At 66.3% G+C, this 20,153-nt stretch carries 18 protein-coding genes; 3 read left to right on the top strand and 15 right to left on the bottom strand.

Annotated features, from left to right (window positions below; genetic code table 11):
* Nucleotides 1–72: 72 nt before the first annotated feature.
* From IFE19_RS14020 to IFE19_RS14000, 5 genes are all read right to left on the bottom strand, one after another.
* Entirely contained in the window at nt 73–900 is an 828-nt protein-coding gene (locus tag IFE19_RS14020) for a DUF4908 domain-containing protein (RefSeq protein ID WP_207823284.1), read from the bottom strand.
* 48 nt (nt 901–948) lie between these two features.
* Nucleotides 949–1,674: an acetoacetyl-CoA reductase gene (gene phbB, locus IFE19_RS14015; protein WP_207823282.1), complete on the bottom strand. Its 726-nt coding sequence runs from the start codon at nt 1,672–1,674 to the stop codon at nt 949–951.
* A gap of 322 nt (nt 1,675–1,996) precedes the next feature.
* Nucleotides 1,997–2,746 carry a DUF72 domain-containing protein gene (locus tag IFE19_RS14010; protein ID WP_207823280.1) on the bottom strand — a complete coding sequence of 250 codons (750 nt, stop codon included), beginning with the start codon at nt 2,744–2,746 and terminating at the stop codon, nt 1,997–1,999.
* Between the two features lie 69 nt (nt 2,747–2,815).
* Nucleotides 2,816–3,421, bottom strand: a complete 606-nt coding sequence (locus IFE19_RS14005) for a hypothetical protein (RefSeq protein ID WP_207823279.1) — start codon at nt 3,419–3,421, stop codon at nt 2,816–2,818.
* Between the two features lie 78 nt (nt 3,422–3,499).
* Nucleotides 3,500–4,102, bottom strand: coding sequence for a hypothetical protein (locus tag IFE19_RS14000; RefSeq protein ID WP_207823277.1), 603 nt, complete (start codon nt 4,100–4,102; stop codon nt 3,500–3,502).
* Nucleotides 4,103–4,228: 126 nt separating this feature from the next.
* On the opposite strand from IFE19_RS14000, the gene IFE19_RS13995 reads away from it, so the two are divergent.
* Nucleotides 4,229–5,020 carry a TSUP family transporter gene (locus tag IFE19_RS13995; RefSeq protein WP_207823275.1) on the top strand — a complete coding sequence of 264 codons (792 nt, stop codon included), beginning with the start codon at nt 4,229–4,231 and terminating at the stop codon, nt 5,018–5,020.
* A 6-nt stretch (nt 5,021–5,026) separates the two neighbouring features.
* Here the strand turns inward: IFE19_RS13995 and IFE19_RS13990 are convergent, their stop codons facing one another.
* From IFE19_RS13990 to IFE19_RS13945, 10 genes are all read right to left on the bottom strand, one after another.
* Complete coding sequence (locus IFE19_RS13990; protein WP_225910294.1) at nt 5,027–6,619, bottom strand: ATP-binding protein; 1,593 nt, start codon at nt 6,617–6,619, stop codon at nt 5,027–5,029.
* Nucleotides 6,620–6,711: 92 nt separating this feature from the next.
* Nucleotides 6,712–8,073 carry a glutamate--cysteine ligase gene (locus IFE19_RS13985; RefSeq protein WP_207823271.1) on the bottom strand — a complete coding sequence of 454 codons (1,362 nt, stop codon included), beginning with the start codon at nt 8,071–8,073 and terminating at the stop codon, nt 6,712–6,714.
* A 69-nt stretch (nt 8,074–8,142) separates the two neighbouring features.
* The gene (locus IFE19_RS13980; protein WP_207823268.1) at nt 8,143–8,862 is read right to left on the bottom strand and encodes a 16S rRNA (uracil(1498)-N(3))-methyltransferase; all 720 of its coding nucleotides are present in this window, start codon (nt 8,860–8,862) and stop codon (nt 8,143–8,145) included.
* 48 nt (nt 8,863–8,910) lie between these two features.
* Entirely contained in the window at nt 8,911–9,798 is an 888-nt protein-coding gene (locus tag IFE19_RS13975) for a bestrophin family protein (protein ID WP_207823266.1), read from the bottom strand.
* Between the two features lie 30 nt (nt 9,799–9,828).
* The gene (locus IFE19_RS13970) at nt 9,829–10,992 is read right to left on the bottom strand and encodes an acyl-CoA dehydrogenase family protein (RefSeq protein WP_207823264.1); all 1,164 of its coding nucleotides are present in this window, start codon (nt 10,990–10,992) and stop codon (nt 9,829–9,831) included.
* 26 nt (nt 10,993–11,018) lie between these two features.
* Nucleotides 11,019–11,333: a hypothetical protein gene (locus IFE19_RS13965; protein ID WP_207823262.1), complete on the bottom strand. Its 315-nt coding sequence runs from the start codon at nt 11,331–11,333 to the stop codon at nt 11,019–11,021.
* A gap of 32 nt (nt 11,334–11,365) precedes the next feature.
* Nucleotides 11,366–13,147, bottom strand: coding sequence for an acyl-CoA dehydrogenase C-terminal domain-containing protein (locus IFE19_RS13960; protein WP_207823260.1), 1,782 nt, complete (start codon nt 13,145–13,147; stop codon nt 11,366–11,368).
* Between the two features lie 2 nt (nt 13,148–13,149).
* Nucleotides 13,150–13,635 carry a MerR family transcriptional regulator gene (locus IFE19_RS13955; protein ID WP_207823258.1) on the bottom strand — a complete coding sequence of 162 codons (486 nt, stop codon included), beginning with the start codon at nt 13,633–13,635 and terminating at the stop codon, nt 13,150–13,152.
* 150 nt (nt 13,636–13,785) lie between these two features.
* Nucleotides 13,786–14,196, bottom strand: a complete 411-nt coding sequence (locus IFE19_RS13950) for a DoxX family protein (RefSeq protein ID WP_207823255.1) — start codon at nt 14,194–14,196, stop codon at nt 13,786–13,788.
* A 216-nt stretch (nt 14,197–14,412) separates the two neighbouring features.
* Nucleotides 14,413–15,825 carry a protein adenylyltransferase SelO family protein gene (locus IFE19_RS13945; RefSeq protein ID WP_207823253.1) on the bottom strand — a complete coding sequence of 471 codons (1,413 nt, stop codon included), beginning with the start codon at nt 15,823–15,825 and terminating at the stop codon, nt 14,413–14,415.
* A 212-nt stretch (nt 15,826–16,037) separates the two neighbouring features.
* Here IFE19_RS13945 and nhaA point away from each other — a divergent pair, with 212 nt between their 5' ends.
* Nucleotides 16,038–17,249 carry a Na+/H+ antiporter NhaA gene (gene nhaA / locus IFE19_RS13940; RefSeq protein WP_207823251.1) on the top strand — a complete coding sequence of 404 codons (1,212 nt, stop codon included), beginning with the start codon at nt 16,038–16,040 and terminating at the stop codon, nt 17,247–17,249.
* A gap of 231 nt (nt 17,250–17,480) precedes the next feature.
* Nucleotides 17,481–20,111: a TonB-dependent receptor gene (locus tag IFE19_RS13935; RefSeq protein WP_207823249.1), complete on the top strand. Its 2,631-nt coding sequence runs from the start codon at nt 17,481–17,483 to the stop codon at nt 20,109–20,111.
* The last annotated feature ends 42 nt before the right edge of the window (nt 20,112–20,153 follow it).

Below are 20,153 nucleotides of genomic sequence, written 5' to 3'. Positions count from 1 at the left end.
AGCTTGGTCGCGCGACGCGGGAATGTCCACGGCCGGGCAATTGCGGACGCTCGCCCGGTCCGTTTCCGGCCGTCAGTCCTGCGGGATCACCGCGCGGATGACGCGGGCCGAGGAGGGGCGGCCGGCGATGCCGCGTTTGGGATCGACCACGACGCGCAGGTCGCCGCCCGAGTAGCTGACGGACGAACGCGATCCTTCGACAATGGTGATGCTGCGCAGGCGATCCAGGAAGGGACGGGCGCTGGGCGAGCGGGCGATGCGGACCACGGCGTCGGTGGTGACGATCAGGGCCTCGATGCACAGGGCCTCTGATTCCTCGCCGAAGACGTTGATCCGGACCAGGCGACCCATGGCGTCGCTGACCAGGCCGCTGCGGCGGGTCATCAGATTGAACATCTGCACCGGGCCGAGATTGGTCGGCGCCAGGCTGACGGCGGGGCCGGCCACCGAAACGGGCGAACCGCCGGGATTGCGCGTGGTGTAGACGGTGATGCCGCCGCTGGGCGTGACGCGCAGGACCTGCTCGCCCGCATCGTTGCGGTAGATGGTGTCCCCACGCGGCGCCGACGAAGGGCGCAAGGCCCATGTCTCGGTCGAGCGATCGAAGCGCAGCAAGGTCAGGGACCCTGCTCGATCCAGCACGAAGCCCTGGCCCGCTTCGGAGACATATCGAGCGGGCGGCGGCACGGTGCGGGTGACCGACTGGTCGCGGATGGCGCGGCTCTGCTCCGCCTGGGCGTTGGAGCGCAGTTGCGCCGTCGCGGGGCTGGCTGACAGGCACGCGGCGGCCAGCAGCACGGCGGCAAGGTCAAGGCGCACGCCCGCGACCGTCCCGGCCCGCAGGGCCGGGGCGGCGAAGCGCGGCGGATTCTCCGCCTCAACCTCGACCGTCGTCATCATGACGCAAGTCGTGGAACGCCCGAACGGCGGATTTTAGGCAAAGCGGGTTCAGCCAACCAGGTACTGGCCGCCGTTCAGCGACAGGGTGCAGCCTGTGACATATCCGGCACGCTCCCCCGCCAGCCAGGACACCATGTCGGCGATCTCCTCGCCCTTGCCCAGGCGCCCGACCGGAATCTGGGCCACGATGGCGTCCAGCACCTTCTGGTCCATGGCGCCGACCATTTCGGTGTCGATGTAGCCCGGCGCGATGCAGTTGACGGTCACGCCCTTGCGCGCGTTCTCCAGCGCCAGCGCCTTGGTGAAGCCGATCATCCCGGCCTTGGCGGCGGAATAGTTGGTCTGGCCGATCTGGCCCTTCTGGCCGTTGATCGAGGAGATGTTGACGATGCGGCCGAAGCCCCGGTCGCGCATGCCGTTGATGACCTGACGCGTCATGTTGAAGACGCTGTCCATGTTGACGCGGATCACGTCCGACCATTGGTCGGCGCTCATCTTGTGGAAGAAGCCGTCGCGGGTGATGCCGGCGTTGTTGATCAGGATATCGATGGGACCCAGTTCGGCCTCGACGGCTTTCACCGCGCGTTCGCAGTCCTCGAACGAGCCGACATTGCCCTTGACCACCATGACGCCTAATTCGCGCGCCGTCACGGCCGCCGCTTCGTCATTGCCGGAATAGCCGGCGGCGACGGCCATGCCGTCTTCTCTCAATCGCTGGACGATCGCCTTGCCGATCCCACGCGTGCCACCCGTAACCAACGCCACTCGCGCCATGATGCGTTTCCCTGTCCCTTGATTTGAGGCGCCGTCATCGACGACGCCCCACCCTCAGGACTACGCTTTAGCTTGGCAAGCGTTGCCGGAGAAGACGCCGCCATGCGGCCTGATCAATCTGGCCCACGTCGATGACGAAGCGATAACGAATGTCCGGCCTCTCCATGCGCGCCTGGGCCGCCATGCCTGGGTGCGGGGCCGGGGCTCTGATGACGCGGCGGAACCCCGCAGCCGGTCACAAGGGCCTTGAACAACACGGAGTTCTGATCCGCCGTGAACCGTCGGAAACCGCCGCCGCGTGACGGCTGTACCCCTGGCGACGTTACTTCAGCTTCGCGATCAGCGCCTGGGCCGCCGCCGGGTTGCGCACCTTGGCCCCTGAAATGAAGTAGGCGAAGACATCGCCGCGCTCGGCCCATGCGCGGGTTTGCCTCGCCACGGCGTCCAGTTCGTCCGAGGTCATGCCGGTTGGCTCGTCTTCGCGGCTGGACATCAGGCGGGCATAGCTGAAGTCGGCGGTGGCCTCGTCGATCTGCGGCCAGGTCGGCTCCTCGTCATCGACGGCGTAGACAATGGCCGCGCCGTATTTGGCCGCCAGGTCATGGAATTCCTGGCAGGCGAAGGTAGGGTTGCGGACCTCCAGCGCGTGACGCAGGCGCACCCCGTCCTTTTCCCGCGGCAGCAGCTTCAGGAAGCCCTCGAAGTCCCCGGCGTCGAACTTCTTGGTCCCCATGAACTGCCAGTTGATCGGCCCCAGCTTGTCGCCCAGCAGCGTCAGCCCCTGCGACAGAAAGCGGTCGAAGCTCTCGCCGCCTTCCGACAGGATCTTGCGGTTGGTGCAGTAGCGACTGGCCTTGACCGCAAAGACGAAGTCGTCGGGCGTTTCGTCTCGCCACTTCATCCAGCTGTCGGGCTTGAAGGTCGAATAATAGGTGCCGTTGATCTCGATCGAGGTCAGGGCCCGGCTGGCGAACTCCAGCTCGCGCTTCTGCGTCAGACCCTCGGGATAGAAGACGCCGCGCCACGGCTCGAAGGTCCAGCCGCCGACGCCGATGTGGATGGAACCTGTCATGGCCGAGCCTTTCTGGGTGCGCAGTTCTTCATGCACCCGAGACGGGGCGACGGGCAACTATGGAGGCGCTCAGGTCGGGCCGATCGAAGCCGCCATCATGGCGGCGGGGGTGACGACGCTGACGACGGCGAGGACCAGATAGAGGGCGATATGCAGACCCATGGTGAACGCGAATAGCCAGGCGCGGCGCGTCAGGGCCGCCGGGATGACGAGGACCAGATAGATGCTCATGTTGAAAGCATAGGTGACGGCGATCTGCAGGCCTTCGTTCTTGGGCAGGCTCATCCAGATTGACCCGCTCATCATCAGCAGGTTGGCCAGCACCAGCAGCAGCATGACGGCGCGCTTGTTGGCCCAGAAGTGGGCGTCCAGATCCTGCACTTCATCGTCGGGCTCGGGGAAGATCAGGCTGGTGGCGACAAAGTAGATGGTGGCCACCATCAGCCCGGCGATGAGCAGGCCATAGCTGTAAGGGGCGGTGCTGAAATTCATCCAGGCCGCGTCCCAGAAGGTGGCGATGTCCAGGGCGACGAAGGCCGCCAGCATGGGCGTCTTCCAGCCGATCTTTACAGTCTTGCGGTGCTTGAAGGCGCGCGCAATGCCGGTGGCGATCACCGTCACCGACAGACCCAGCACCAGGCCATAGAAGCTGAAGAAGAATTCGAACGCGCTCATACGGCCCCACCGCTCCGTGTATAGCGCAGCTTAAGGCGGGAAGGTCTGCCCGTCACGGCCTCATCGGCAGCCAGGCGTTCAGGCTGCGCCTGCAGCCGTCGCCGGGGTTAGTTCGGGGTGCATCAGGCTGAGTCCTGCCAGACAGAGATAGAGGGCGATGTGCAGTCCCATGGTCAGGGCGAATAGCCAGGCCCGGCGCGTCAATGCGGCTGGCAGGACGAGGATGGGGTAGACAAGGATGGTGGCATAGGCGGCCAAAGTCAGCGCCAGGCCGCCTTTGGGCGTGTCGAACACGATGGTCGCGATCCCCATGAACAGATTGGCGAGCATCAATAGCAACAGGACGGCGCGTTTGTTGGTCCAGAAATGCGCGTCCAGATTCTGGACCGCGTCCCCTTCCTCGGGGAAGATCAGATTGGCGGCGATGAAATAGACCGCCGCCACCACCAGACCAGCGACCAACAGGCCATAGCTGTAAGGAGCGCCGCTGAAATTGGTCCAGGCCGCGTCCCAGAAGGTGGTGATGTCCAAAGCGGCGAAAACAGCCAGCATGGGCGTCTTCCAGCCGATCGCAACGGTCTTTCGATGCTTGAAGGCGCGTGCTGCGCCAGTGGCGATCGCCGCCACTGACAGGCCCAGGACAAGCCCGTAGAAGCTGAAGAAGAACTCGAAAGCGTTCATGCGATGCATTCCCCTTCCTGTTGGAAGGCGAATTTACAGGTGATCGCCCCGGGTTCCTAGTTGGGCGGCGGTGGCGGTTTCTGGTCGTCGGGTCTATAGCGCGGCCGTTGCAGGAGTATCGCGCGCGTGTTGGATCTGACGCCTGAAATCATCGGCCTGCTGGGGCTGGCGGCGGTCATCGCCGGGTTCATTGACGCCATCGCGGGGGGCGGGGGGCTGATCTCGCTGCCGGCCCTGCTGTCGGTGGGGCTGAACCCGGTCGCGGCCATCGCCACCAACAAGGTGCAGGGCAGCGTCGGCACGGCCAGCGCCCTGTGGAACTTCTGGCGCAAGGGGCGGGTGGATTTCCGCCTGATCCGCTGGCCTCTGGCCCTGGTCGGCGTGGGGGCGGGGCTGGGGGCCTTCGCCGTGACCCTGGTCGACGCGCGCTGGCTGATGATCCTGCTGCCGGTGCTGCTGATCGGCATCGCCCTCTATTTCCTGTTCGGCCCCAAGGCGTCTGACGAGGACGCTCATGCCCGGCTGACGCCCCTGGCCTATGCCTTCGTGGCGGGCGGGATCGGTTTTTACGACGGCTTCTTCGGCCCCGGCACCGGCTCCTTTTTCGCCCTCAGCCTGGTCATGCTGCTGGGCATGGGGCTGACGCGGGCCACGGCCCACACCAAGGCGCTGAACCTGATGAGCAATGTCGTCGGCATCGTGGTGCTGGCGGTCGGGGGCCATGTGGTCTGGACGCTGGCGGGCATCATGGCCATGGGCCAGTTCGTCGGCGGGCGGCTGGGCTCGCACGCGGCCATGCGTTTCGGCCCGCGCCTGATCCGGCCCCTGCTGGTGGTCATCTCGCTGGCCATCACGGCGCGGCTGCTGTCCGACCCCAGCAATCCGTTGCGGGTCATGGTGACGGGCTGGTTCAGCTAGGTCGGCCTAGCTGGGCGTCAGCATCGCCAGGGTGGTCAGCAGTTCTCGGGCGGTGACCGGCTTGGCCAGATGCAGGTCGGCGCCGGCGGCGCGCGCGGCGTCGCGGTGCTCGGCCATGGCGTTGGCGCTCAGCATCAGGATCGGCGTGCGCGCCGCATTTGGCCGGGCGGCCTCCAGCGCGCGGATGGCGCGGGTCGCCGTCAGGCCGTCCATGCGCGGCATCTGCATGTCCATCAGCACCACGTCGAAAGACTGGGCCTCGAAGGCGGCGACGGCCTGAGCCCCGTCATCGACCGTGACCAGTTCGGCGACGTGGTCGGCCAGGATCAACTGGACCACGCGCTGGTTGACCGGGTGGTCCTCGGCCAGCAGCACGCGCAGCGGGCGTGACGGCTGTGGTCCGGCGGCCAGGGCGGCCACGTCACGGGCGTCATAGTCCTTCAGGCTCTGGGCGCGGGGCAGGGGCAGCTCGACGCGGAAGCGGCTGCCCACGCCGGGCGTCGAGGCACCGGTGATGCGCCCGCCCATCATCTCGGTCAGGGAGCGGCAGATGGACAGGCCCAGTCCCGTGCCGCCGAAACGACGGGTGATGCTGCTGTCGGCCTGGCTGAAGCGCTGGAACAACTGGGCGGCGTGGTCGGCGTCAAAGCCGACGCCGGTGTCCTCGACCTCGAACGACAGCAGGGTCGGGGCGCCGTCGTCCTCGCTCAGGGCGAAGCGGACGCAGACCGAGCCCTCGGTGGTGAACTTGACGGCGTTGGATAGGAGGTTGCCCAGGATCTGGCCGATGCGGACGCTGTCGCCGACGAAGACCCCGCGCACAGGGGCCGGGCGCTCGACGTGGAAGGCCAAGCCCTTGTCCTCGGCCCGCATCCGCAGGGTTTCCAGCGTCGCAGCCAAGGCCTCGTCCAGATCGAAGGGGCGCAGCTCCAGCTCCAGCTTGCCCGCCTCGATGCGCGACACATCCAGCATGTCCGAGACCAGCCGTTCCAGCGTCACGCCCGAGGTGGCGATCAGCCCCACCATCTCGGCTTGGTCGGACGAAAGCGGCGTGCGCGACAGGGCGTCGACGATGCCGATGACGCCGTTCAGAGGAGTGCGGATTTCGTGGCTCATATTGGCGAGGAAGTCGGACTTGGCGCGGTTGGCGGTTTCGGCGGCGGCGGTGGCGTCGATCAGGGCCTGTTCGGCGGCGATCTTGGCGGTGACGTCGCGGGCCACGGCATAGATGCGGTCGCCGAACTTCTGCGCCCGCCATTCCAGGGTGACGTAGTGGCCGTCGCGGTGGCGATAGCGGTTGACGTGGCCCTTGACCGGGGCGTCGGGGCGGCGCGTCTCGACCTCGGTCACGCTGTCGCGCGTGGCGGGCAGATCGTCGGGATGCACCAAGGTCAGGATGGCCAGGCCGATCAGGTCGTCGGGCTGATAGCCCAGGGTCGCGGCCCAGGAGGCGCTGACCCGCACGATGATCCCCTCCAGATCGCGGATGACCAGCAGGTCCAGCGACACGTCGAAGAAGGTCGCCAGATCGGCTGCCGTGTCGCGTGTCGACGACGGCTGTCCGGTCGAGGATGCGGCGGCGACCGCGGCGGTGGTCATGGGGAATCCTTGAGAACTGGACGCCATGCCTAAACCACGACGGTTAAGGCCGCCTTTTCGTCCGCCGCCCCGCAGCGGCGGCTTGCGAAAAACTAGTAGGCGAAGTCGCGGTAGATGCGGCTGACGTCGCCCTGCCATTCGCCGTGATACAGCTCCAGCAGGCGGTCGGCGGGGGTCACGCCGCTGTCGGCGATGTCTTCCAGTTCCGAAAGATAGCCGCGCTCATCGACCATGCCGCCGCTGAATCGGGCGCGGTTCTTCAGGCCGTGCTTGGCGATCTCGACCAGATCGACGGCGATGTCGCGGACACTGCGGCCCGCCACCTCGGCCTTGAGGCCCAGACGGGTGACGTCGCGGCGCAGGCGCTCATGGTCGGCGATGTCCCAGTCCTTGCACAGGTCCCAGGCCGCTGCGAGCGACGGCGTGTCGTAGAGGATGCCGGCCCACAGGGCGGGCAGGGCGCAGATCCGGCTCCACGGACCGCCGTCGGCGCCGCGCATCTCCAGATACTGTTTCAGGCGGACTTCGGGGAAGAGGGTGGTCAGGTGGTCGGCCCAGTCCTTTTCCGTCGCGCGCTCGCCCGGCAGGGCGTCCAGACCCTCGGTCATGAACTTGCGGAACGACTGACCCGACAGGTCGACATAGGTCTCGCCGCGCTTGGCGAAATACATCGGCGTATCCAGGGCGTAGTCAGCGTAGCGCTCGTAGCCGAAGCCGTCGGCGAAGACGAAGTCCAGCATGCCGGTGCGGTCGGGGTCGGTGTCGGTCCAGACATTCGCCCGCGCCGACAGGAAGCCGGTCGGCTTGCCCTCGATGAAGGGCGAACAGGCGAACAGGGCGGTGGCGATGGGCTGAAGCGCCAGCGAGGTGCGGAACTTCATGATCATGTCGGCTTCGGAATCGAAGTCGAGATTGGCCTGGATGGTGCAGGTGCGCAGCATCATGTCGAGGCCCAGCGAGCCCTTCTTGGGCATGTAGGCGCGCATGATGCCGTAGCGGCCCTTGGGCATGACCGGCACGTCCTCGCGCCGCCACAGGGGGTCGAAACCGGCGCCGAGGAAGCCGAGGTTCAGATGATCGGCGACCTGCTTGACCTCCATCAGGTGCTGGCCGGTCTCCGAACAGATGTCGTGGATGGTCTGCAGAGGCGCGCCCGACAGCTCGAACTGACCGCCCGGCTCCAGACTGATCGAGGCGGTGAAGCCCTCGGCGTTCTTGCGCTCCAGGGCGATGACATGGCCGGCTTCCTCCACCGGAGACCAGCCAAAGCGTTGCAAGCCGGTCAGCATGGCCAGGATGCCGTTCTCGCCCTCATAGGCGGGGCGGCGCAGGGTGGACTTGTCGAAGCCGAACTTCTCGTGCTCGGCGCCGATGCGCCACTGGTCCTTGGGCTTCTCGCCCTTCGACATGGCGTGGATCAGTTGCTCTCTGGAAAGCGGCGCCGTGTCGGTCATCTGTAACCCCTGCTGTCGCGGCTAGATGGGCGACGAAACGGCTCCGCTCAAGAGGGGAGCTTCAAACTTCTATCGTTCCCAGTCGCCGATGGCGGCTTGCCACAGGGTCAGGGCGGCGATGGCGGCGGTGTCGGCGCGCAGGATGCGCGGGCCCAGAGAGACGGCGGTGGTGAAGGGCAGGGCGCGCAGACGCTCGCCTTCCTCGGGCGAGAAACCGCCTTCTGGGCCGATCAGGATGGCCCATTTTTCTCCGCCCGCAGCGGTCAGGGCCGACACGGCGGGCGCGCCGCCCGTCTCGTCGCAGAACATCAGGCGGCGTGAGGCGTCCCAGCCGTCCAACAGGGCGTCCAGCTTGACCGGATCATCGACCAGAGGCACGTCCAGACGCCCGGTCTGCTCGGCGGCTTCTTCGGCGATGGCGTCCAGCCGGTCCAGCCGCAGCCGGTCGGCGTTGGTGCGATGGGTCAGGACCAGCCGCACGCGAGCGGCGCCCAACTCGGTGGCCTTCTCGACGATGGTTTCGATCCGCGCCTTCTTCACCACGGCGACGATCAGCTCCAGATCGGGGCCGTGAGTCTGTTCGCGCACCTGTTCCTCGGCGCGCAGGACGACGCCCTTCTTCAGCACCTCGGCGACGCTGGCGCGCCACTCGCCATGACGGCCGTTGAAGACCAGCAGGTCGTCGCCCGCCTTCAGCCGCATGACCTGGGTCAGATAGCGCGACTGGTCGAGGGTCGGGGCGACGGCGAGGCCGGGGGCGAGGTCGCCCTGAACGTGCAAACGGATCATGTCAGGGACTTAGCGGGCGCGCGGGCGCGCGTCACGCCTTGAGCCGCGTCAGCTCAGGCGGTCGCGATGGACGGGCCAGACGGGGGGCAGGTCAGTCTGGCCCTGAGCGTGGCGCAGTTCGCGTTCCAGCATCCGGCTCATGGCGTCCAGCGGCAGGTCGTTGGGATCGTCGCCGAAGGGGTCTTCCAGTTCGTCGCCGAGCGCATCCAGACCGAAGAAGGTGTAGGCGACCAGCAGGGACACCCCCATCGTCCACCAGCCGAGCGCGGGCGCCAGGGCGAAGGGCAGCATCAGGCAGAAGGCATGGGCCGTGCGGTGCAGCAGGAGCGCATAGGCGAAGGGCAGGGGCGTGGTCTTGATCCGCTCGCAGCCGGCCAGAACGTGGCTCATCTCGGTCAGCCGCAACTCCAGCACCGAATAGCGGATCGGGTCGATCAGGCCGTCGCGCAGCAGTTCGGCGCACTGGCGGCCCACCGAAGTCAGGGCGGCGTCGGTGGCGTGGGGCGCGGGCTCGACCGGCGTCCAGCGGGCGATCTCGCCTGCCTCGTCGCGGTCGCGCAGCCGGGCGGCCAGACCGAAGACGAAGCCGCCGACCCCGTTCAGCATGGGCGTGCGGCGGTCCTCGGGCAGCAGGACGGTCTGGCGGATGAAGGATCGGACGGCGATGATCAGCTCGCCCCACAGCTTTCGCGCCTCCCACCAGCGGTCGTAGCAGGCGTTGTTGCGGAAGCTCATGAAGATGGACAGCGCCAGCCCGATCAGGGCGAAGGGCGCGGCGGCCAGATGCACCGGCAGGTCGGGCCGCGCGCGGTGCAGCATGACCGCCGCCACCGTGATGACCACGGTCAGGGCCAGCCGTCCGACGATGCGCGGCAGGATCGACCCGTTCAGGGCGAACAGGATTTCCAGCGGGCCGGGACGGGAGCGGACGATCATGCGCCTCCCTTACCGCCCCGGCGGTGCGTTTTACAGCGTGCGCGCGATCAGCAGCTTCATGATCTCGTTGGTGCCGCCGTAGATGCGCTGGACGCGGGCGTCCTTGTAGAGCTGGGCGATCGGGTACTCGTTCATGTAGCCGTAGCCGCCGAAGAGCTGCAGCATCTCGTCGATGGTCTCGCCCTGGATGTCTGTCACCCAGTACTTGGCCATGGAGGCCGTGGCGGCATCCAGCTGGCCCTTCAGGTGCAGGCCGATGCAGTGGTCGACGAAGACCTTGGCGACGGTCAGTTTCGTTTTGACCTCGGCCAGCTTGAACTGGGTGTTCTGGAAGTCGATGACCCGTTTCCCAAACGCCTTGCGCTGCTTGACGTAGTCCAGCGTCGCCTCAAGCCCGCGCTCGGCGGCGGCCACGCCCTGGACGGCGATGTTCAGGCGTTCCTGCGGCAACTGCTGCATCAACTGGACGAAGCCCATGCCCTCGCCGCCGCCGATGGCGTTCTCCAGCGGGACCTTGACGTCGTTGAAGAAGAGCTCGGAGGTGTCGTTGGCCTCCATGCCGATCTTGTGCAGGTTGCGGCCGCGCTCGAAGCCCTCGGCTCCATCGGTTTCGAGGCAGATCAGGCTGGTGCCCTTGGCGCCTTCGGCCGGGTCGGTCTTGGCGACGACGATGATGAAGTTGGCCAACTGGCCGTTGGTGATGAAGGTCTTGGAGCCGTTCAGGACATAGTGGTCGCCCGACTTGATGGCGGTGGTCTTGATCCCTTGCAGGTCGGAGCCCGCGCCCGGCTCGGTCATGGCGATGGCGCCGACCAGTTCGCCCGACTGCAGACGCGGCAGCCAGCGCGCCTTCTGCTCGGCCGTGCCGTAGTGCCAGATGTAGGGCATGACGATGGCGTTGTGCAGCGAGATGCCGAAGTGATCCGCGCCCTTCCAGCCCAGCTGGCGCATCAGCACCACCTCGTGGCGATAGTCGCCGCCCATGCCGCCGTCTTCCTCGGGCATGGACAGGCCCAAGAGGCCTGCGTCCCCAGCATCGTTCCACAGCTGACGCGGCACCGACGACTCAGCGATCCACTGCTGGAACTTCTCAGGCGGGGCGTGCTCGTCGATCCATTTGCCGACGCTGTCGGAGAAGAGGACGATCTCCTCGTCCTGCATGAAGTCGGGTTCGGGGACGTTGAGCACGTTCATGAGCGTTTCCTGCGTTTTTATCGTTGTTAGTCGATGACCACTCGGGCGTCCGTCACGCGGTCATCTTCGAGACGTAGGACAAGCCATTCGTAGTCGATGGGGATCAGGCAGCGGCAGGGCGCGAGGACATAGATCATGTCCCAGTCCTGCCATTTGTCGGTGTTGGTTGGCGTGCCGAGGAGGGCCTGCACCTCATCCCGCGAGCGGCCGACAAGAAGGCGGCTGCGCACGAGGTCGTCGGCCATGCTCAAGCGCGTCTTCTCGGCCGGGGACGCCTGCCAGAGTTCCGCATTGAACGGCTTCTGGCCTGCGGTGGCCCATCCGGCGAGGGCGCCGATCATCGCTCCGATGACCACGGCCCTCGCTCCCATGGTTAAAACGCCTCGGCGGGCATCTGCATCAGCACCTCGGCGCCGGTCTTCAGCTTGGTCAGGTGGGCGGCGGCGTCGGGCAGGATGCGCTCGACGAAGTACTGCCCGGTCTGCAGCTTGGTCACATAGTAGGGATCGGTGTCGCCAGCGGCGATTTTCGCCTGCGCCGACTTGGCCATCTGCGCCCACATATAGGCCAGGGCCGTCAGGCCGAAGATATGCAGGTAGTCGGTCGAGGCGGCGGCGGCGTTGTCCGGGTTGGCCATGCCGTTCTGCATCAGCCACATGGTGCCGTCCTGCAGCTTCTTCTTGGTGTCGGCCAGGCCATCGACGAAGGGCTTGATGGCCTCGTCGTCGCCGTTCTCGGCCACGAAGGCGTCAATGTCGGCGAACCAGCTCATGATGGCGCGGCCGCCGTTCGACGGCAGCTTGCGGCCCACCAGGTCGAGCGCCTGAATGCCGTTGGTGCCCTCGTAGATCATGGTGATGCGCGCATCGCGCAGATACTGCGAGGCGGGGAAGTGCTCGGTGTAGCCCGAACCGCCGTGGACCTGCATGGCCAAGCTCGCGACGTGGAAGCCCTTGTCGGTCAGATAGGCTTTCAGCACGGGCGTGATCAGGCCCATGTAGTCCTTGGCCTTGGTCGCCGTGGCCTCGTCCGAGGACTTCTGCAGGTCGGCTTGCAGGGCGGTCCACAGGATGAAGGCGCGGCCGCCTTCGACGAAGGCCTTCGACTCCAACAGCATCCGCCGCACGTCGGGGTGGACCATGATCGGGTCGGCCGGGCCGTCCGGGTTCTTGGCGCCGGTCAGGGCGCGGCCCTGCAGGCGGTCATTGGCGAACTCGACGGCGGTCTGATAGGCGGCGTCGCCGATGGCCAGGCCCTGCAGGCCGGTGCCCAGGCGGGCCTCGTTCATGACCACGAACATGTTGTTCATGCCGCGGCCTTCTTCGCCGATCAGCCAGCCCTTGGCGTTCTCATAGGCCATGACGCAGGTGGCGTTGCCGTGGATGCCCATCTTGTGCTCGAGGCCGGCGCAGGCCACGCCGTTGCGCTCTCCCGGCGTGCCGTCGGCGTTGACCAGGAACTTCGGCACCACGAACAGGCTCAGGCCCTTGATGCCCGGCACCGCGCCTTCGACGCGGGCCAGCACCGTGTGGATGATGTTGTCAGCGAAGTCGTGCTCGCCCGCCGAGATCCAGATCTTCTGGCCGGTGATCGAATAGGAGCCGTCGCCGTTCGGGACGGCCTTGGTGCGGACCATGCCCAGGTCAGTGCCGCACTGCGGCTCGGTCAGGTTCATGGTGCCGGTCCATTCTCCGGTCGCCATCTTGGGCAGATAGGTCTGCTTCAGCTCATCCGAGGCCGAGGCCTCGATGCCGTGATAGGCGCCCGCCGTCAGGCCCGGATACATGGAGAAGGCCGCAGAGGCCGCCGCCGTGAACTGGCCGACCGCCATCGAGACGATCGAGGGCAGGCCCTGGCCGCCGTATTCCGTGCCGAAGGCCAGGCTGGTCCAGCCGGCCTCGACCATCTGGTGATAGGCTTCCTTCCAGCCCTTGGGCGTGGTCACCACGTCGCCTTCGATGTGGCAGCCTTCCTGATCGCCCTGACGGTTGATCGGGGCGATGACCTCCTCGGCGAACTTGCCGCCTTCCTCGATGATCTGGTCGATCAGGTCGCGCGACAGGTCGGCGTCGGCGAAGTGGTTGGCGTAACGTTCGACTTCCAGCACGTCATGCAGGACGAAGGACAGGTCGCGGACAGGCGCCTTGTAGGCCATGGTTAAGCTCTCGCTTTGAAAGGCTGGAAGTGGTTGTCGGGATTGAGCCGTTCGCTCAGCAGGTTGGCGTATTCGTCCGCCCCCGGCAGAAGGTCGGGGCGGTGTTCGCCCAGCTTGGACTCCATCCAGGCGCAGGCGTCTTCCGCCGTCTGGATGGCGCCCTCGATGTCTTCGAGCTGTTGTTTCAGCGCCTCGACCTGGGCGCGGTGACGACGCAGGGCCACGGCCATCTGATGGACGTTGTGATCCTTGCGGTCATACAGATCCAGCATCTCCTGGATCTCCTGCAGGGTGAAGCCGATGCGGCGCCCCCTCAGGATCAGCTTCAGTCGGGCGCGGTCGCGCGCGTCATAGACCCGCGTCTGCCCCTTGCGGGCAGGGGTCAACAGGCCCTTGTCCTCATAGAAGCGCAGGGCGCGCGCGGTGGCGCCGAACTCGCGGCACAGGTGCCGGATGGAATAGGTGCGGTGATCGTCAGCGGTCGCCATGCGTCATCCATAACTTGACGCGGACGTAAAGGGAAGCTTCTCGATCGCCGTCACGACAGTTGTGATCGGCGCAAGGTCCCAAACGCAAATCGGCCGCGAAGAGCTTGCGCCCGCCGCGGCCGATCCGGGGAGGAAAACTGTGTCAGGCGATCAGTGGCGGCGGAACCACAGCACCGGCGCCGTGATGGCGATCAGGAAGAGGTTGGTCAGGGCCAGGCCGAGGTCCAACTCCATGGCGTGCAGGATCAGCATGATGCTCTGCAGCGCCAGCAGGCCGACGCTCGCCGTCAGCAGCAGGGGGCGGCCGAAACGCCAGGAGACCAGGGGGCTGAGCACCATCAGGGCCAGGACGATCTCGACCACGCCCAGGCCGCGCACGAAGTTGACGCTGGCCATGGCGGGCCAATGCATCAGCACGGTCAGGTTCTCCATCGACTCCGTCAGCTTGGCGTAGCCGGCCGCGATGAAGAACATCGCGATCCAGCCCTGGAAGGTCCACAGCGTCAGGTTCAGATAGTCGGATTTTGCGCGGGAGCGGGGCGTCAAGGTCGTGGAGGTCATGGCCGAAACCGTTGAGGTTGAATTGGTAACAGTTGCTAGATCAGATTGCCGGAGGCGATCGTCAAGGAAGTGTAACAATCTGTGAACCGGGGGTAGGCGCGACCTGCGGCGGCGGCGTGGCTGAAACCACAATTCCCCGTAATCCGACGCAGGACGTGAGCGTGGTCTAGGCCTGTCGAAGCCGACTGTCAACGACCGATGACATCAACTGATGACTTAAAGCGCCCAAGCGCTCCGCGCAGCGTCCAGACGGGTCAGCTTGGCGTGCAGGGGCGTCCAGTCGTCGCCCTGTTCGATGGCCGACCACAGGGCCTCGACCTCGTCGATCAGTAGTTCCTCGGGCTCGGCGGCGGCGAACATCGGGTGCTCCAGCCGCTCGGGCCGGTCCGGTTCGTGCTCCAGCAGGGCGAAGCGGAAGGCGTCGAAGGCCTCGCCCTGATAGATCTTGCCGCGCACCCCGCCCAGGGCCCGCGCGCCCGAACTGAAGCCGCCGAACCAGTCAAAGAAGAGCGGCTCCCAACGCAGGGCCTCGCTCTTGTCGCGCAGCAGGGCCAGGGCCGCATCCAGCAGCCTCTGGTCCGCCGCCTCGCCCAGGCTCTTGACCCCCAGCCGGTTCAAGAAGGCCGCGCGCAGATGGCGGATATAGGCGGGGCCGAAGCCGTTCAACGCCTCGGTCAGGGCCGCGACCTGATCCTCGGCGATCAGCTTCAGGCAACCGGCCAGCTGGGTCAGGTTCCAGAACACGGCCTCGGGCTGGCGTGCGAAGGCGTAGAGGCCCTCGCTGTCGAAATAGGCGGCGGTGAAGGCCGGGTCGTAATGGGGCAGGAAACGCCACGGGCCGTAGTCGAAACTCTCGCCCGTCACGTTCAGATTGTCGGTGTTCAGCACCCCGTGGACGAAGCCCGCTGAAATCCACTTCGCCGTCAGCCGGGCCGAGGCCTCGACCACGGCGGCCAGGAAACCGGGCGCGTCGCCCGGCGCGACCGTGGGATGATACAGGCTGCGGGCGTGCTCCAGCAGGACCTCCAACTGATCCTTGCGACCATAATAGGCGGCGCGCTGGAAGGTCCCGAAACGGATGTGGCTGTGCGACAGCCGCACCATGACGGCCGAACGGGTGGGCGAGGGTTCGTCATTGCGCTCCAGCGCCTCGCCGGTCTCGATCAGAGACAGGATGCGGCAGGTCGGAACTCCCAGGCTTTCCAGCATGGCGGCGGCCAGCACTTCGCGCATTCCGCCCTTCAGCGTCAGCCGTCCGTCCCCGCGCCGCGACCACGGCGTCTGACCCGAGCCCTTGGTGCCAAGGTCCAAGAGTCTGTTCTGGTCATCCCTTAACTGCGCCGCCAGGAAGCCGCGCCCGTCGCCCAGGTCAGGGTTGTAAGTGCGGAACTGATGGCCGTGATAGCGCATGGCGATCGGGCCGGGCTGGCCGGGCAGGGGGGCGAAGCGTCCGAGATGGGCGCGCCATTCGTCGTCGGTCAGCGTCTCCAGCCCGACGCTGGCGGCGGCGCGGTCGTTGCGCACGCGCAGGATCGTCTGGGGGAAGTCGGCGGCCAGCACCGGATCGCCGAACTCTGGGCCGAGGTCGACGAAGCAAGGATCGGGGCGATAGGCGGCGGAAACGGGCATGAAGCGGCAGATGCGCGCTCGCCGCCCGTTTCGCAACCGCAACATCAACGGCGCCGTCGGGGTTGAACCCGCGAGCGGCTTGCGTATTTTCAATCGCAGAGATCAGGTCCCGCCACACGCGGGGCCAGGCTGGCGCTCCCTCGGAGTGAATCCGGTCAGGCGTCCGTCGATAACCTGACGCCACGACAGTCCTTTTGATTTCGGAGACCGCCGTGGCCAAGAAGCTCACGCTCGACTTTCTCAAGACCGAAGCCGGTTCAGGCTCGGTGCTCGGCCTCGCCGCCATCGCCGCCCTGATCGTCGCCAACTCGCCCCTGTCCGCCGACTACTTCGCCTGGTTGAAGAGCGTCCACGTGCTTCAGGTCGGGCCGCTGCGGCTGGAAGAGACGATCTCGGGCTGGATCAAGGAAGGCCTGATGGCGGTCTTCTTCCTCGTGGTCGGGCTGGAGATCAAATACGAGATCCTCAAGGGCGAACTGAGCAATCCCAAGAAGCTGGCCCTGCCGATCATCGCCGCTATAGGAGGGATGGCGGTTCCCGGCCTGGTCTATCTGGCCGTCGCCGGGATGCTGGGCGGGCCGGGGCAGGGCTGGCCCATTCCCCTGGCCACCGACATCGCCTTCGCCCTGGCCGTCTTCGCCATGGTGGGCAAAGGCTTGCCCAGTTCGCTGCGGGTCTTCCTGCTGACCCTGGCCATCGTCGATGACCTGGGGGCCATCGCTCTGATCGCCGTCCTGTTCAGCCAGGGCGTGCAGTGGCTGCCGCTCGTGGGCGTGGCCGGTCTGCTGGCCGCCTTCGCGCTTCTGGGGCGCCGACGTCTGGCTGGCCCCTTCTGGGTGCTGGGCTTCGGCGCGGTCTGGTATCTGACCGTCCTGTCCGGTCTGTCGACTTCGCTGACGGCGGTGGCCTTCGCCATGATCGTGCCGGTCGAGCCGCGCCGCGAAACCTCGCAGAGTCCGCTCAAGGAGGCGATGCACGACCTGCATCCCTATGTCGCTTTCCTGGTCCTGCCCCTGTTCGCCTTCGCCAAGGCGGGCGTCTCCTTCGCCGGTTTGTCGCTGGAGCAGGCCTTCGCGCCCCTGGTCGTCGCCATCGCTCTCGGCCTCTTCATCGGCAAGCAGGTCGGTGTCTTCGGCGCCGCCTGGCTGGCCGCCAAGCTGAAGATCGGCGACAAGCCCTCGGGCGCCAGCTGGCTGCAGCTCTATGGCGTCAGCCTGCTGTGCGGCATCGGTTTCACCATGAGCCTGTTTATCGGCGTTCTGGCCTTCCCTGGCGCCGTGGACTCGCCCGAGCAGATCGAGGTCAAGCTGGGCGTGATCGGCGGCTCCGTGCTTTCGGCCGTGGCTGCGGCCGTGATTCTGAACCTCGCCTCGCGACGTCAGCAGCAAAGAGAAGACGCCTCGTCTGCCAAAATCTTGCAGTGAACGTTGATAATATTGACCTTGCGTAATCGGTTTTTGTCGCTTTCTCGCCACACGTAGAGCGACGTTGGCTGAAATCGCCCTTCGCAGCTTTGCGGCTTCTTGTCGCTTTCCCGGCCCTGGCTTACCCCTAGCAACGGAGAATTCACGCCGTTCAATGAGCGTGGATCGACAGGGACAGGAATCGCCACGGTCGCCGCGGGCGGCCGGGCCATAGAGCCGGGGAGCCGCCATATGCGTTTCAACCACATTCTTCGCTGCACCGCGTCGGCCGCCGTCGTCGGTGCGGTCGCCTTCGGCTTCGCCGGTGCGGCGTCGGCCCAGGAAGGGCCGACCACCGTCGATGACATCATCGTCACCGCTCAGAAGCGCGAGCAAAACCTGCAGGACGTGCCGATCGTGGTCACGACCCTGTCGCAGGAAGCCCTGAACGGCGCCGGGGTGCGCGACATCAAGGATCTGCAGATCCTGACGCCGGGCATGACCGTCACCTCGACCCAGTCGGAAGCTTCGACCACGGCTCGTATTCGCGGCGTCGGCACCGTCGGCGACAACCCCGGCCTGGAAAGCTCGGTCGGCGTGGTCATCGACGGCGTTTATCGCTCGCGCAACGGCGTCGGTTTCGGCGACCTGGGCGAACTGAGCCGCATCGAGGTGCTGAAGGGACCGCAGGGCACCCTGTTCGGCAAGAACACTTCGGCCGGCGTCATCAACATCATTACCGAGGCGCCGTCCTTTACCCCGGGCTTCGGCGCCGAGGCCACCTACGGCAACTTCAACGCCTGGGGCGTCGCCGGCTCGGTGACGGGTCCGATCACCGACCAGATCGCTGGTCGCCTGTATGTCGCCAAGCGCGAGCGTGACGGCTTCTACGACGTGATCACCGGCGCCGGCCCGCGCCAGGAGAAGGACGATCAGAACCAGAACTTCTGGACTGCGCGCGGCCAACTGCTGATCCTGCCGTCGGATGAGGTCTCGATCCGCCTGATCGCCGACTATTCCAAGCGCGACGAATACTGCTGCGTCTCGACCCAGGTGCGCACGGGCCAGACCTATGGCGCCATCACCGCCGTCGGTGGTCAGCAACAGCCTCCGGCGCCCGGTTTCGGCGCGCTGCCCTTCTCGCGCACGGCCTACGCCAACCGCAGCACCGGCCAGACCATGGAAGACATGGGTCTCTCGGCCGAGGCCAACATCGATATTCCCTCGTGGAACGCGACCCTGACCTCGCTCACCTCCTGGCGGAGCTGGGAGGGGATCAACGCCATGGACCTCGACTACACCACGGCTGACCTGCTGTATCGCGTCGACGACGGCGGTTACGGTTTCGAGCTGGACAACCTGACCCAGGAATTCCGCCTGGCCGGTTCGACGGACAAGCTGGACTGGCTGGTCGGCGTTTTCGCCACCCGTGAGAACATCAGCCGCAACGACAGCTACTGGTACGGCGCCGGGTATACGCCCTTCCTGTCGCTGCTGATCTCGTCGCAGCTGAACGCCGGCACCGGCGGCGTCATTCCGCAAAGTGGAAACATCATCGGCTGCCTGACGCGTTCGGGCACCACGCCGACCTTCCTGGCTGGCTGTCTGCTGAACGGCGGCACGTCGACCTCGGGGCCGCTGGCGCCGTCTGGACCGGGCTTCGGCGTCGGTCACGGCGTGCAGGACCACTACAGCCAGCGTTCGGACTCCCTGGCCCTGTTCACCAACAACACCTGGCACGTCACCGACCAGTTCGATGTGACGCTTGGTCTGCGCTACACCCAGGACAAGAAGCGTCTGCTGGGGCTGCAGGACAACCTGGGCACGAACGGCGCGGCCTGCGGCGGCGCACTGGGCAATGTCCCCAACCTGACCAACGCCTTCATCGGCGCGGGCCTGGCGCCGGCGGCGGCGGCGGCCAGCGCGCAGCGCGTTGCGGGCAACATCTGCCTGCCTTGGGCCAACCCCTTCTTCGACAACCGTCGCATCTCCGAAGAGACGGACGACGGTGAACTGAGCGGTACGATCAAGGCGGCCTATCGCTTCAACGACTCGGTCATGGCCTACGGCTCCTATGCCCGCGGCTACAAGTCGTTCGGCTACAACCTGGATCGGGTGCAGACCGGCGTCACGCCGACCACTTCGCTGCTGTTCCCGTCGGAAACCGTCGACAGCTTCGAGCTGGGTCTGAAGAACACCCTGTTCGACCGTACGGTCCTGCTGAACCTGACCTACTTCCATCAGACCTTCGAGGACTTCCAGCTCAACACCTTCCTGGGCACGGCCTTCGCGGTCGAATCCATCCCCGAGCTGAAGTCGCAGGGCGTGGACGCCGACTTCGTCTGGTTCACCCCGGTCGAGGGCCTGTCGTTCTCGGGCGGCGTGACCTACACCGACACCAAGTACGGGGACTTCGTCGCCTCCGACCTGACCAATCCGGGCAACTTCCCGCAGCTGTCGCTGCTGCCGGGGGCGCGGGCCTCGTTCGCGCCGGAGTGGTCGGCCACCGGTTCGGTCGCCTTCGACCGTTCGATCGGCTCGGGTCTGAAGGTCGGGTTCAATCTGTCGGCCAAGTACTCGACAGAATACAACACCGGTTCCGACCTGCTGCCCTACAAGATGCAGGACGCCATGACCCTGCTGAACGGCCGTATCACCCTGGGATCGGAAGACGAGCGCTGGGCTCTGGACCTCTGGGCCCAGAACCTGACGGATGAGGAGTACAAGCAGGTCGCCATCAACGCTCCGCTGCAAGGTTCCGCCTTCCAGTCGACGGTCCAGCCGAACGGAACCTACTTCAACCCGGCTCTGGACACCCAGACCTACAACGCCTTCATGGGCCAGCCGCGCACCTACGGTCTGACCCTGCGCGTCAAGTACTGATCGCCCGGCCTTCGGGCTGACGGCGACAAGAAGGGCGGGCCG

Origin of the sequence: Brevundimonas pondensis (genome assembly GCF_017487345.1) — a bacterium.
Taxonomy (GTDB): domain Bacteria; phylum Pseudomonadota; class Alphaproteobacteria; order Caulobacterales; family Caulobacteraceae; genus Brevundimonas; species Brevundimonas pondensis.
Note: the sequence above shows the minus strand (reverse complement) of the source record. Positions and strands in the feature narration are given on the sequence as shown.